Genomic DNA, 12,561 nt, shown 5'->3' with positions numbered 1-12,561 from the left:
CGACAGGTCCGCGATCGTTCGCAGACTACGCTCCAGACCCATGTCGATGGTTCGTCACCGCGCCGCATCCACCCGGGTTGTCGCCGGATTCGTCGTGGCCGCCACCCTGCTGGTCGCCGGTTGCTCCGGCGACTCCGGGGACGCCGCCTCCACCACCACCCGCAAGCCGCGTCCGGTCACCACCACGACCACCCCGACCGAGCACAAACCGACCAACCTCACGATCGACGTCACCGGGATGAAGTACTCCCCCGCCGACGCCACCATCAAGGTCGGCGAGACCGTCACCTGGAAGTTCTCCGACAAGGCACCGCACAACGTGCAGGGCATCGGCGACAAGGCGATGGGCATCAACAGCCCGATCATCGACAAGGGCGAATGGTCCTACACCTTCACCCAGCCCGGCACCTACCGCTACCTGTGCAGCCTGCACCCGGATATGCGTGGTTCCATCACGGTGTCTTAGGAGCGCTGGCGCGCTCGGGTCGGCGGCCCCTTGGGTCCCGCCGGTCAGGCGCCGTTGCTTGCTCCTTCGTCGCTTGCGCAACGGCGCCTGACCGGCGGGACGGCCGCCGATGGCCGACTGCGTCGGCCTGCCCCTCCTCGGGGTCGGGGCGTGGTGGTCGGGTTGATCGGTCGGGGGCGGGTTCCGCCAGCAGGGGTGAGTTCTTGGAGCGCTGGTGCGCTCGGTCGGCGGCCCCTTGTGTCCTGCCAGTCACGTGCCGTGGCTTGTTCGTTCGTCGCGTACGCCACGGCGCCTGACCGGCGGGACGGCCGCCGACGGCCGACTGCGTCGGCCTGCCCTCCTCGGGGTCGGGCGTGCGGGGACGGAGTCGGGCGGAGTCGATCTACTCGACGGTGACCGACTTGGCCAGGTTGCGCGGCTTGTCCACGTCGTAACCGCGCGCCTGCGCCACCTCGGCGGCGAAGATCTGCAGCGGGACCGTCGACAGCAGCGGCTGGTACAGCGTCGGGGCGGCCGGGATCTCGATCAGATCGTCGGCGAACGGCCGCACCGTGTCGTCGCCCTCTTCGGCGATCACGATGGTCCGCGCGCCGCGCGCCTGGATCTCGCGGATATTGCTCAGCAGCTTCGAGTGCAGCACCGGGCGGCCCTTCGGCGAAGGCATCACCACGATGACCGGCAGGCCGTCCTCGATCAGCGCGATCGGCCCGTGCTTGAGCTCGCCGGCGGCGAAGCCCTCGGCGTGCATGTAGGCGAGTTCCTTGAGCTTGAGCGCGCCCTCCAGCGCCACCGGGTACCCGACGTGGCGGCCGAGGAACAGCACCGTCGGCACGTGCGCCAGCTCGCGCGCGATGGCCCGCACCTGCGCACCGGTCTCCAGCACCCGCGCGATCAGCTTCGGCATGGCCTCGAGCTCGGCGAACTCACGGGCGACCTCGTCGGGGTACTTGACCCCGCGCGCCTGCGCCAGGGCCAGACCGACCAGGTAGTTGGCCGCCACCTGCGCCAGGAACGCCTTGGTCGAGGCGACCCCGATCTCAGGTCCGGTGCGGGTGTAGATGACCGCGTCCGACTCGCGCGGGATCTGCGCGCCGTTGGTGTTGCAGATGGCGAGCACGCGCGCCTTCTGCTCCTTGGCGTGGCGCACCGCCTCGAGCGTGTCGGCCGTTTCGCCGGACTGCGAGATCGCCACCACCAGCGTCGACCGGTCCAGCACCGGGTCGCGGTAGCGGAACTCGCTGGCCAGCTCGACCTCCACCGGCACCCGGGTCCAGTGCTCGATCGCGTACTTGGCGAGCAGGCCCGCGTGGTAGGAGCTGCCACACGCGACGACGAACACCTTGTCGAACTCGCGCAGTTCCTGATCGGCGAGGCGCTGCTCGTCCAGGACGATCCGGCCGCCGTTCTCGTCGACGACGAAATGCCCGATCAGGGTGTCGGCGACCGCGGTCGGCTGCTCCTCGATCTCCTTGAGCATGAAGTAGTCGTGGCCGCCCTTCTCGGCGGCGGCGAGATCCCAGTCGATGGTGAACGGCCTGGTCACCACGCCCTCGGTGTTGCCCGCGAAGTCGGTGACGGTGTAGCTGTCGGCGGTGATCACCACGGCCTGGTTCTGCCCGAGCTCGACCGCCTCGCGGGTGTGCTCGATGAACGCGGTGACATCGGAGGCGATGAACATCTCGCCCTGGCCGACGCCGACGACCAGCGGCGTCGACTGCCGGGCCGCGACGATCGTGCCCGGGTGATCGGCATGGGTGAAGACCAGTGTGAACGCGCCCTCGAGGCGCTGCAGCACGGCCAGCGCGCTCGCGGTGAAGTCGCCCGCGGTGGGGCCCTCGGCGTAGGCGCGCGCCACCAGGTGCACCGCGACCTCGGTGTCGGTGTCGCTGAGCAGCTCGATGCCCGCGTTCTCCAGCTCGCGGCGCAGCGGCGCGAAGTTCTCGATGATGCCGTTGTGGACGACGGCGAGCTTGCCGGACGCGTCTCGGTGCGGGTGCGCGTTGCGGTCGGTCGGCGCGCCGTGCGTCGCCCACCGGGTGTGGCCCATGCCGCTGGTGCCCGCGAACCGCTCGGCCCCGGCTTCGCCCAGCTCGGCCTCCAGATTGGCCAGCTTGCCCGCCTTGCGTTCGACCGCGATCGACCCGTTTCCGTCGAGGATCGCGACGCCGGCGGAGTCGTATCCGCGATACTCCATGCGTCGCAACGCGTCGACGACAACGCCGAGCGCGTCCCGGTACCCGACGTAGCCCACGATTCCGCACATGGTGGTCCAGCCTAGCGATACACCCCGATTCTCGCCGTGCCGGTGTCGGCCGTGCGCGCCGGACCGAGTTCGCCACCAGGGCCGCTTCGGCGCGCGGGGTGATCGGATACTCTTCTCCCCGTGTCGGTGTCGGTGAAGTCGCTCCTCAGCACCCTGTCCGCGCGTGGTCCCCACCGGGTGTTGCGCGGAAATCTGGGCATCGCGGGCCAGCCGGGTGTGGTGTTCACCCCTGAGTCCGGCCTGAGCCTGCCCGCCGTCGCGTTCGCGCACAGCTGGCTGACCAGCGCGGAGAACTACAAGAGCCTGCTCGAGCATGTCGCGTCGTGGGGCTTCGTCGTCGCCGCGCCCGACACCGAGCGCGGCCCGATCCCCTCACACCTGGACCTCGGCACCGACCTGCTCACCACGCTCGACATCGTCAGCAAGGTGCGCCTCGGTGACGGCACCATCAGCGTCCACCCCGACCGCCTCGCCCTGGCGGGCCACGGCATGGGCGCGGGCGCCGCCGTCATCGCCGCCGCCCAGCGCCGCGTCGCCGCCGTCGCCGCCCTGTTCCCCGCCCCCACCTCCCCGGCCGCGGAGAACATCGCCCCCGAACTCGACACTCCCGGCCTGATCCTGGCCGGCGCCACCGACCTCGACTCGGTCAACTCCAACGCCCGCGCCCTCGCCACCGCCTGGGCAGGCCCCACCATCCTGCGCACCATCGACGGCGCCTCCCACAACGGCATCATCGAAGGCCGACGCCTCTTCACCGCCCTCGGCGCGGGCCGCTACGAGCACAAAACCGAGAAGACCACCCGAGCCCTCCTCACCGGCTACCTCCTCAACACCCTCCTCGGCGACAAGACCTACGCCCCCTTCGCCGACCCCGAAGCCGTCCTCCCCCACACCACCCTCGTCGACCCCACCGCCCCGATCGAAGAGGAAACCCCCAAACTCTCCCTCGGCACGGTCGCGAAGCTGATCAGGGGCTGACCGGCCCCGACTCGCGATCACCACGGATGCCCTCCAGCGCAAGACTTTCGCTCTGTGACGAGTGGCCACCCATCGGCAGCGATCCGGTAGTCTCTGAGCGCATCGGGGCGGGGACTCCCCGGTAGGAGGGGTGATAGATATGGGCCGGGGAGCAACAGCGGACGCACCATCGGAAAACGGCGATCCGCGATGAACTGGCTGGCCAGAATCGATGCCATCGCCGCCGAACACATCGCCGCCGCACGCCAGACCGAAGACCGCGTCACACAGGTCACACGCGACGCCGCGGAGGCGACACAGCAGATCGGTGAGCGCGTCGCGGCGATGGGCTTCGGACCGGAGACGCCGGAGGAACGGGCCGCACGCGAAGCGCGCGAAGAACGGGACCGGCTGATGTACGAGTACCGGTTGCGGACGCAGCAAGCAGCTGCCCAGGCGCCGCAGCGGGAGGTCTACGTGCAGCCGACGGATTGGACCGATGTCGACGAGGCACGCGTCAATGGGTTCGGCCGTGACTCGTGGCTGGTGTAGGCACAGCGGAGGGGATTTCCGATGAGTGACTGGTTGAACATGAACGCGGACACCGTCCGCGCGCAGGGCGCACAGCTGCGGAGCGCCGCGCAAGAACTGTCGGCGGTCGCCGGGTCCTGGGGAAACATGTTCGACAAGAACGATCTCGGCGCCGAATACGCCACCGAAGCGGCGGCCATCGTCACCGGCTTCGAACACACCGCCACTGCGGTGAAGAACTGGTCGAGCGCCTGCACGGCGTTCGGCGACGCACTGACCAACGGCGCCAACAGCGTGCAGTACACCGACGCTCAGTTCTCCGCCGCGATCAATACGGTTTCGGTCGACACCAAGGGTGATCTGACCATCGGGGGGAAGTAGGACATGTCAGACGACTCCGAACTCGGCTTGGGCCAGGGCAATGCGGGTGCGTGGGTCACCGTCAACGGCACCGGAACCGACAGGTCCGCGGTTTGGGCAGGATACGGTGATCACGCCGCCGGCGACGTCAAGATCAACGAGACGCTCTCGGCCGACTCCGGCACCTACAACACGGGATTCGACGCGGGCCAGATCCTGTCCTATGGCGCAACGCCTTACGCCGCCAACAGCAACATGGATGGCAGTCCCTACAAACCCTTCCTAAAGTGGTTCTATCTTGTCCAGGAACGGTACGAGCTTTCCGGGGCCACCGGGGGCGCCGGCATCTCGCTGGAATCGGAAGACGCGATGGCGACCGCGTACTTCAAGCAATCGAACATGAAGCTGAACAATCTCGTCGGAGCCGCTCGGCGCATCTCGGCCGCGAAGCCCAAGATCGAAACCGCCCAGAATGATCAGGAACAGGCCGTGCGGGTCCTCGACGGCGCATGGCAGGGCGCGAGTGGCAGTGCCGCGAAGGTCAAGCTGAGCAACCTGAACACGTGGTCCGACGAAGCGTCTACGGAAATCGGACAGCTCCCCACCATCTTGGAAGCCGCCGTCGACGGGATCAAGAGCTGCCTCCAGCGAAAGGCCAACGCCTTCGGGAAGCTCTACGAAGTCACCAAGATCAATGGCATCGACATGACCAACGGAGATTCGGGCGGCCTGACCTTCAACAACAAGCACGGCGATGATGCCTCGGCAGGCGACGACGATGTGTCGCTGATCCTCAACTACGCAGAAAAGCGCGGAGTCGGGGATACCGTACGCGCCCGTATTCAGGTACTGGCCGACCGAGGAGTCTTCGGACCCAATCGCGGCGGCCTGCTGCGCTACATGCGAGACAGAAACCCTAAGGACGAGAGTCAAGCCGGTCCCGTCGAATTCGACATCCAGGCCCAGGCGTTATGTCAGCAATGGCGACAGCATTTTCGCGAGAGCGCAGAAGGGTATTTCCGAGCCTATACAAACCTGTGCACCGAAACAGACACGGCGGTCAAGGCATACCTGAAGGTCGTCACCGACGCGCTGAACAACGTCGAGCATCTGTCCACGCCCCCAGCTCCGGCCACCGAGCAACCGAATCCCCAGTCACCGGGCACCACCCCGGCGGGCACCACAACCGATACCTCGACCGGCGCCGGCGGCACGACGACCGGAGACACCACCGGCACGACGACGGACGAGACGAAGACAACCACTGCGGGAACCACGAACCCGACAACGACAGACGATGATGATGACGACGACAACAACTCGACCACGGATCTGAGCAGCCTGCTGTCCACAGTCTCGAGCGGCCTGTCCACATTGAGCTCGGTGGTCAGCGAACTGTCGAGCCTGACCTCGGGATCCTCGACCTCGGCAGAGTCCATTGCCGAATCGATCGGCACCGGCCTCAGCTCGCTCGGGACATCGATCACCAGCGGTATAGAGCAGTTGAGCACCCTGTTCAGTAACACCGGATCGACCGAATTCACCATCGCCGGCACCACCCTGAGCTTGGCCACCGACGCGGATGGACAGCTTCAGCTCACCACGACCGATTCCACCGGCACATCCCATCAGTACGGCCTCACACTGAACGAGAACGGCATCCCAGTCGTCAGCGACACCGCCTCGACCGGCTCTGTCGGCACGGGCGAGCCCTCGGCATCCTCGGGCCAAGGCCCCGCGGGGCTCGAAGACGCCGGGTCATCATCGGGTGCGACGCCGAATCCCACCGGCTCGCTCAACGCCAAAGGTCAGGAAGCTGAACACAACCCGGGGAGCTACAGTGGCGCTCCGTCGTGGACAGCCGAACCCGAGCCCGAGAACGAACACTGGCCGTCCACGATTCCGGGCGGCGGCCAGCAGCCGGTTGTGGGCGACTCCGGAGCCGAACTGGCTGAGGCAGGCCCACTCTGAGTTCGAATCGTGCAATCTTGCCGGACGGGTTCAGGTCGCACGATCAGACCATGTCAGTCCAGCCACGTCGAGCGACGGTAGTACTCCGACTCGGAGTCGTAGTCACCATCCGACGGCGCGACCGTCGATCTGGCCTGCCGTGCCGCCTTCGCCCGCGCGACCGCCGCCCTGATCTCGGCCTGCTGTTGCTCATGGGACATGTTCGGGTCCGCCACGAACGGCGTCGGTGGCGGCACCGGCGGTGAGCGCACAGGCTCGATCCGCTGCACCGGTTCTTCCTGAACCGATTGCGGCTCCGACGTTTCGGGCTCTTCCTCGGCGGATTCCTTTTCGGCCAGCTCGCGCAGTCGCTGGGCGGCGTCGGCGGCGAACTGTTCTGCCCGCAGCGAGGTCTGACGATTGATCTCGTCGATCTCGTCCATCAGGTTCGCCGAACGCCGACGTGCCTCGGCCGCGATCTGCTCAATCTCTGCCGCGTAGTCCACGGTCGATCAGTCTCCCGATATCGTGCGCCGACCGCCAATGATCACCGGAGTCACAGCGGCCCCGCCTCGGCGAGCACCGCACCGCTGTCACCCGGGTTACTCACAGGATGATCCTCGACGCTCGGAACGTGCTCACCGTCGGTCTCCTGCTTGGTCGACCGAGGACCGACAGGCACGCCACCGGCGACGGACCCCGATGACTGTTCGCCCGAACCGACTTCGCTGGTGACCGGAGCGTTCGTCAGATCGGGAGTCTCGGACGTGGTCGCGTCCGCGCCACCGCGGCCGCCGGTTCCCGCCTCCGCGAGACCGGCTTCGCCCTGGCCGGTACCGGATTGCGGTGTACCCGAACCCACTACGCCGGTGGTGTCGTCCGTCTGCCCGGTCGTCGCACCATCGGCCGACGTGGAATCCTGCGTCAGCACCGGAATCCCGTTCTCGTCCAACGTCAACTTGTACTGCGTCGAGCCACCGTTGGCATCGGTCGTCGTCAACGACAGCCCGTTCTCACCAGCCTCGATGCTCACCTTCGTATCGCCGAGTTGGAACGAAGCCTCGGTCTCGCCCGACAGCAAACTGCTCGCCTGCTCGGTCATCTGCTCGATGCCATCGCTGATCGAGGTACCGATCGATTCGACCGCAGAGGTGAGTGTGTCACCGAGATCGCCGGTCAACGCTTCCGAGAGGGTGGTGCCGAGTTCGCTGATCGTCGAGGTGAGGGTGCTCAGCGCATCACTGGTATCCGAATCGTCGTCCTCGTCGGTGGTGCTGGAATCGTCGGTAGTCTTCGCTCCGGTTGTTGTCTTCGTCGTCGAGCCGGTGGTCGTCGATGTGTCACCGTTCGAGGTCTGGGTACCCGCCGCCGTAGTTTGATTCCCGGCCGAGGTCGACTGATTGCCGTTCGTCGTCGTTTGGGTACCTGCGGCCGTGGTCTGATCGCCGTTGGCCTTCACCTGTGTGCCGGCCGGAGGGGTCTTCTGCTCCTCTGTCGGGGTGCCCGCGACGGACTTCGCCCCGTCGTAGGACTTCTCCTCGACTGCGTTGAGTGCGGTGACGATGAGGTCGTACTTACCCTCGATCGCCGTGCGCGCAATCGAGCAGGCCGAGTTGAACGCGGTCACGCTTTGCTCGTATTTGAACACGAACGTCTGCTTCAGCCATCGCTCGCACTCGGTCTTGATCTGCTCGGGGTACTTCTTCGGGAAGATCGCGCCAGGAATCATCTTCTCCCAGACTTCCTTCTCGATCTCCCCCGTTTCCTCGCCGGTGATCACCTGATCGATATCGGTCGGCGTCAGATTCGCGATCGTGACCTTGCCATCCACCAACAGTTCATCGATGGCCTTGACCTTGTCCTTCACCGTCTCCAGGATCGTCGTGCTCGCCGTGTTCAAGGCATCGAGGACCTTCTGCACGGCCGTACAGTCCGTCTCCGAATGACTCGCCAGACTCGCAACGACTTGGATACCGCGGGTCCCCGCCTCCCCCTGCCACGAGACGGGTAGCACCTGGCTGACCTGGCGTTGTTTGTCGGACTGAGACTTCGCGGTGGTCAGCGCCAACTGGAGGCTGGCCGCTGTTGCCGCCAATGTCTGAAGGTTGAGGCCACGTTCTGCGTCGTATGCCGCGTAAATGGACGACAAAGTCATTGTCTGCGCCGCGGGAAACGCTCGCAGATACCTCGGTGTCAGATCTGTGAAAAAACCCAGGCCCTTGGCAGCGCCATCATCGAGCACCCCGTCGACGGTGTCAGCCATGATTGATCCCCTCCCCTGTGCGCGGGCTCATTGTCCGGCGGCCTGAGCAGCGACCTTCTTCTGGTCCTGGGCGTTGGAGTTATCGACCCCGACCAGTTCGATGGTCGCGGTGCCGATCGCTCCCGCGGTGTAGTCGGTGGCGGTGGTCCATCGGTTCAGCCAGCCACTGATTCGATCGAACCCGGTGGCGATCTTCTGACCGCGGTCGGTATAGGCGCGCCCTGCCTCCACACCGGACCCCCACGCGTTGATGTTCGTCGCGGCTTTGCGCAACTCACCGACAGTGGTCTTCAGATCATTGACCGATTGCGTGACTGCAGCCTGATTCACCACGATCCCGTTCGAGACGGTTGTGCTCATCCCCCACCTCCACAGTGCCGACTGCGCCACGGCGGCGCACTACCTACTTCGACGCACGAACCGGCCCACCGGTTCCCTCACCGGCGGGCCGAATTCACTCACTTCCCCAGGTTCCCCTGGTCGGTCCTGCGCCACTCCGACGTCCCATCAGGATGTCGGTGGTACTCCCACGCCGCGTAATCCCCGTCCGCCTCGACGACGGTCACGTGATCGGCGAACCCGTCATGGTCGTAGTCGGACCAGATGGTGGTGTCGTGGGGGGTGGCGTCGGTGAGGGAGTCGACTACTCCGTCGCCGTCCAGGTCTTGGGACGGGGAGTGGAGCTCGACCGGGCCGAGGCCGCCCAGGGGGGAATGGGCGTCGATGTCGGGTAGGCCGAGGCCGGGGATGTCGCCCGAGGTGACCATGGGACTCCTCCTCAAACGGAACTCGCGGATGACGGCGCGGTGGGATTGCCACCATCCTGTCATCCGCGAGCGGTGAGCGGAGCGGTCGGGCCTTACTTCTTGGGCATGATCAGCCACAGGACCAGGTAGAGGAGGAACTGGGGGCCGGGCAGCAGGCAGGAGACGACGAAGACCAGGCGGACGACGTTGGCGTTCCAGCCGAAGTACTCGGCGATACCACCGCAGACGCCTGCGATCCATGTGTCGCTGGTCGAACGGGTGAAGCGGCGGGCGGGGGCAGTCATTGTGTGTTGCCTTCCTCGGGAAGCGGTGATGACTCCACTGTGCCGAGCCAGGCCCCTGGCCCGCATCGGTCGGCAGACCCATCCGCACCCTGATTTCCGGCGGGCCCGATCTCAGGGTCCGACCCCGAGGCGGGCAGACTTAGGAGGTGAGCACGACATTGCAAGCCACCGGTCTGTCCGCCGGCCACGCCGAGCGGACCCTGTTCGCCGACCTCGATTTCACCCTCGCGCCCGGCGATGTGATCGGGCTGGTCGGGGTGAACGGCGCGGGCAAGTCGACGCTGCTGCGGATGCTGGCCGACGGGGTGGCGGGCGAAGGCGCCATCATGCTCAGCCCGCCGGACGCGACAGTCGGGTATCTGGCGCAGGAGCCGGAGCGGATCGAGGGCGAGACGGTGCTCGAGTTCCTGTCCCGCCGGACCGGGGTCGCGCACGCGCAGCAGGTGATGGATGCCGCGGCCGAGCGGCTCGGCGACGGCGGGGACGACGACTATTCGCCCGCGCTCGAACACTGGCTGGCGCTCGGCGGCGCCGATCTGGACCAGCGCGCCGAGGAGGTGACCGCCGATCTCGGGCTCACCGACGGGCTGGCCGGCGGCTTGAACACCCCGATGACGGGACTGTCCGGTGGGCAGGCCGCCCGCGCGGGTCTGGCCTCGGTGTTGTTGTCGCGCTTCGACATCCTGCTGCTCGACGAGCCGACCAACGATCTCGATCTGGACGGCCTGGACCGGCTGGAGCGCTTCGTCAAGGGCATCCGGGTGCCGCTGATGGTGATCAGCCACGATCGGGAGTTCCTGGCGCGCACCGTGAATCGGATACTGGAGCTGGATCTGGCCCAGCAGCAGGTCGGGCTCTACGACGGTGGTTACGAGGCGTATCTGGCCGAGCGCGAGATCGCCCGCAAGCACGCCCGTGAGGCCTATGACGAATTCGCCGACACCAAGGCGGGTTTGGAGGCGCGGGCGCAGATGCAGCGCAACTGGCTCGAGCACGGCGTGCGCAATGCCCGGCGCAAGGGCAAGAACGACTCGGACAAGATGGGCCGCAAGACCCGGGCCGAGTCCACCGAGAAGCAGGCGGCCAAGGCCCGGCAGACCCAGCGCCGGATCGAACGGCTGGATGTGGTCGAGGAGCCCCGCAAGGAGTGGGAGCTGCGGATGGAGATCGCCACCGCGCCGCGCAGCGGTTCGGTGGTGGCGACCGCGGCCAACGCCGTCGTGCGGCGGGGCGATTTCACGCTCGGGCCGATCACCACGCAGATCGACTGGGCCGACCGGATCGTGCTCACCGGCGCCAACGGTTCGGGCAAGTCCACCCTGCTCGGCCTGCTGCTGGGCAAGATCGCCCCCGATTCCGGTTCGGCCGCACTGGGTTCCGGCGTCCTGATCGGCGAGGTCGACCAGGCTCGCGGGCTGTTCCGCGGGCAGGACACCCTGGCCGGTACCTTCAGCGCCGCGATGCCCGAGTGGCCCGATGCCGATGTCCGCACGCTGCTCGCGAAGTTCGGCCTGCGCGGTCCGCACGTCACCAGGGCCTGCGACACCCTGTCCCCCGGCGAACGCACCCGCGCCGCGCTGGCGCTGCTGCAGGCGCGCGGGGTGAATCTGCTGGTCCTGGACGAGCCGACCAACCACCTCGACCTGCCCGCCATCGAACAGCTCGAGCAGGCCGTCGACTCCTTCACCGGCACGCTGATTCTGGTGACGCATGATCGCCGGATGCTGGATTCTGTTCGTGCGACCCGCCGTTGGCACATGGCGGGCGGGTCGCTCACCGAGGGTTAGGACGTTCCATGGACCTCACGCTGGGCATCGACACCCGCGTCACGCTGCTCGTCACCGGCCTGATCTTCCTGAGCGCGCTGCTGCTCGGGGTGTGGAAGTACCACGGCATCCGCACTTCGGCCGACGGCGCGGCACACGTCTACGTCGACATCGCGCATCGCGCGGCGCTGCTGTATTCCTTCGCCGGCGTGCTGCTCGCGGTGTTCACCGAACTCAGCGCGTGGCCGACCGTCGTCAATCTGACCGCGGACCTGGTGATTCTCGCGTTCTTCGCGGGCGCGATCGCCAGCTACGCGCTGCACGGGTGGCGGCGCGACACGACCAACCAGTTCGCCGGCCGGATCCCGGCCGAGCTGCGGCTGTCGATGTACGGGCTGATGGCGGGCGAGATCGCCGGGTTCCTGGTGCTGTTCAGTGGATTCGTCGCCGGCCAGTTCTGATCAGAACGACTGCACCGCAGCCGGTTCCGCGGCACCGAACAGGTCGATGTCGGACCCGAGTTTCGCGCCGATCAGCCCGGCGGCACCGGTCACGAAGAGAATCGCCACGACGACGATGAACGACCGGGACCGCGGCACTCGCGGCACGGGGAACGAATATCCGCGCGACGGTTCGGGGACCGGCTCGTAGTGCTCGACCGGCTGGCCGTAGCCCTCGTCACGGATCGGGACGGTGTGCGAATACCCCTGCGGCACATCACGGCACCCCGGCCGGCCACACGCCCCACCGCAGCGGTGATACGGGTCGGGCTCGCCGTATTCGACCGGGTAGCGGTCCTCATCGCGATAGTTCCGGGCAGGCAGCGGCGGCACCATGAATCGGCCCCTTCGAATCGTGCTGCGCGCCAAACTATCCGGTGCGCCGAGCAGCACACGCGCCACCGGCACACAGGTCCATACGGCGTATGCCGATAGTAGATGGACCGGGCGCGAC

The 12,561-nt window shown here is 67.0% G+C and carries 14 protein-coding genes; 7 read left to right on the top strand and 7 right to left on the bottom strand.

Going from position 1 to position 12,561, the window contains the following annotated elements:
* Positions 1-40 precede the first annotated feature (40 nt).
* Positions 41-466 (top strand): cupredoxin domain-containing protein, encoded by a 426-nt coding sequence (locus NV348_RS21290; protein ID WP_447148468.1) that lies wholly within the window; start codon positions 41-43, stop codon positions 464-466.
* A gap of 382 nt (positions 467-848) precedes the next feature.
* On the opposite strand, the gene glmS is transcribed toward NV348_RS21290, so the two are convergent.
* Positions 849-2,729: a glutamine--fructose-6-phosphate transaminase (isomerizing) gene (gene glmS, locus NV348_RS21285; RefSeq protein WP_447148467.1), complete on the bottom strand. Its 1,881-nt coding sequence runs from the start codon at positions 2,727-2,729 to the stop codon at positions 849-851.
* 120 nt (positions 2,730-2,849) lie between these two features.
* Here glmS and NV348_RS21280 point away from each other — a divergent pair, with 120 nt between their 5' ends.
* The 4 genes from NV348_RS21280 (at position 2,850) to NV348_RS21265 (ending at position 6,548) form a co-directional block, all read left to right on the top strand.
* Positions 2,850-3,707 (top strand): alpha/beta fold hydrolase, encoded by an 858-nt coding sequence (locus tag NV348_RS21280; RefSeq protein ID WP_447148466.1) that lies wholly within the window; start codon positions 2,850-2,852, stop codon positions 3,705-3,707.
* A gap of 189 nt (positions 3,708-3,896) precedes the next feature.
* Positions 3,897-4,238: a hypothetical protein gene (locus tag NV348_RS21275; RefSeq protein ID WP_447148465.1), complete on the top strand. Its 342-nt coding sequence runs from the start codon at positions 3,897-3,899 to the stop codon at positions 4,236-4,238.
* Between the two features lie 21 nt (positions 4,239-4,259).
* A complete protein-coding gene (locus NV348_RS21270) occupies positions 4,260-4,598 on the top strand; it encodes a hypothetical protein (protein WP_447148464.1) in 339 nt (112 codons plus the stop codon).
* A gap of 3 nt (positions 4,599-4,601) precedes the next feature.
* On the top strand, positions 4,602-6,548 hold the full coding sequence (locus NV348_RS21265) for a hypothetical protein (protein WP_447148463.1): 1,947 nt from the start codon (positions 4,602-4,604) through the stop codon (positions 6,546-6,548).
* 53 nt (positions 6,549-6,601) lie between these two features.
* On the opposite strand, the gene NV348_RS21260 is transcribed toward NV348_RS21265, so the two are convergent.
* The 5 genes from NV348_RS21260 to NV348_RS21240 all read right to left on the bottom strand — a co-directional run bounded on the left by NV348_RS21260 (position 6,602) and on the right by NV348_RS21240 (position 9,841).
* On the bottom strand, positions 6,602-6,970 hold the full coding sequence (locus NV348_RS21260) for a hypothetical protein (RefSeq protein WP_447148462.1): 369 nt from the start codon (positions 6,968-6,970) through the stop codon (positions 6,602-6,604).
* 113 nt (positions 6,971-7,083) lie between these two features.
* On the bottom strand, positions 7,084-8,790 hold the full coding sequence (locus NV348_RS21255; RefSeq protein WP_447148461.1) for a hypothetical protein: 1,707 nt from the start codon (positions 8,788-8,790) through the stop codon (positions 7,084-7,086).
* 27 nt (positions 8,791-8,817) lie between these two features.
* Complete coding sequence (locus tag NV348_RS21250; RefSeq protein ID WP_447148460.1) at positions 8,818-9,180, bottom strand: hypothetical protein; 363 nt, start codon at positions 9,178-9,180, stop codon at positions 8,818-8,820.
* A gap of 68 nt (positions 9,181-9,248) precedes the next feature.
* Complete coding sequence (locus NV348_RS21245) at positions 9,249-9,557, bottom strand: DUF6802 family protein (protein WP_365010783.1); 309 nt, start codon at positions 9,555-9,557, stop codon at positions 9,249-9,251.
* Positions 9,558-9,649: 92 nt separating this feature from the next.
* Entirely contained in the window at positions 9,650-9,841 is a 192-nt protein-coding gene (locus NV348_RS21240; protein WP_218717731.1) for a PspC domain-containing protein, read from the bottom strand.
* Positions 9,842-9,987: 146 nt separating this feature from the next.
* Here NV348_RS21240 and NV348_RS21235 point away from each other — a divergent pair, with 146 nt between their 5' ends.
* Both NV348_RS21235 and NV348_RS21230 read left to right on the top strand, forming a co-directional pair.
* Positions 9,988-11,628: an ABC-F family ATP-binding cassette domain-containing protein gene (locus tag NV348_RS21235; RefSeq protein ID WP_447148459.1), complete on the top strand. Its 1,641-nt coding sequence runs from the start codon at positions 9,988-9,990 to the stop codon at positions 11,626-11,628.
* 8 nt (positions 11,629-11,636) lie between these two features.
* Positions 11,637-12,068, top strand: coding sequence for a hypothetical protein (locus NV348_RS21230; RefSeq protein ID WP_447148458.1), 432 nt, complete (start codon positions 11,637-11,639; stop codon positions 12,066-12,068).
* On the opposite strand, the gene NV348_RS21225 is transcribed toward NV348_RS21230, so the two are convergent.
* Positions 12,069-12,443, bottom strand: coding sequence for a hypothetical protein (locus tag NV348_RS21225; RefSeq protein WP_447148457.1), 375 nt, complete (start codon positions 12,441-12,443; stop codon positions 12,069-12,071). It abuts the gene before it with no gap.
* Positions 12,444-12,561 lie beyond the last annotated feature (118 nt).

The organism is Nocardia fodinahabitans (assembly GCF_052983615.1).
Note: the sequence above shows the minus strand (reverse complement) of the source record. Positions and strands in the feature narration are given on the sequence as shown.

What these genes read in the sequence shown, in the direction of transcription:
- NV348_RS21290 (WP_447148468.1), top strand. Translation starts at nt 41, where the DNA reads ATGTCGATGGTTCGTCACCGCGCCGCATCCACCCGGGTTGTCGCCGGA.
- NV348_RS21260 (WP_447148462.1), bottom strand. Translation starts at nt 6,970, where the DNA reads ATGGACGAGATCGACGAGATCAATCGTCAGACCTCGCTGCGGGCAGAA.
- NV348_RS21230 (WP_447148458.1), top strand. Translation starts at nt 11,637, where the DNA reads ATGGACCTCACGCTGGGCATCGACACCCGCGTCACGCTGCTCGTCACC.
- NV348_RS21240 (WP_218717731.1), bottom strand. Translation starts at nt 9,841, where the DNA reads ATGACTGCCCCCGCCCGCCGCTTCACCCGTTCGACCAGCGACACATGG.
- NV348_RS21225 (WP_447148457.1), bottom strand. Translation starts at nt 12,443, where the DNA reads ATGGTGCCGCCGCTGCCTGCCCGGAACTATCGCGATGAGGACCGCTAC.
- NV348_RS21255 (WP_447148461.1), bottom strand. Translation starts at nt 8,790, where the DNA reads ATGGCTGACACCGTCGACGGGGTGCTCGATGATGGCGCTGCCAAGGGC.
- glmS (WP_447148467.1), bottom strand. Translation starts at nt 2,729, where the DNA reads ATGTGCGGAATCGTGGGCTACGTCGGGTACCGGGACGCGCTCGGCGTT.
- NV348_RS21245 (WP_365010783.1), bottom strand. Translation starts at nt 9,557, where the DNA reads ATGGTCACCTCGGGCGACATCCCCGGCCTCGGCCTACCCGACATCGAC.
- NV348_RS21275 (WP_447148465.1), top strand. Translation starts at nt 3,897, where the DNA reads ATGAACTGGCTGGCCAGAATCGATGCCATCGCCGCCGAACACATCGCC.
- NV348_RS21270 (WP_447148464.1), top strand. Translation starts at nt 4,260, where the DNA reads ATGAGTGACTGGTTGAACATGAACGCGGACACCGTCCGCGCGCAGGGC.
- NV348_RS21265 (WP_447148463.1), top strand. Translation starts at nt 4,602, where the DNA reads ATGTCAGACGACTCCGAACTCGGCTTGGGCCAGGGCAATGCGGGTGCG.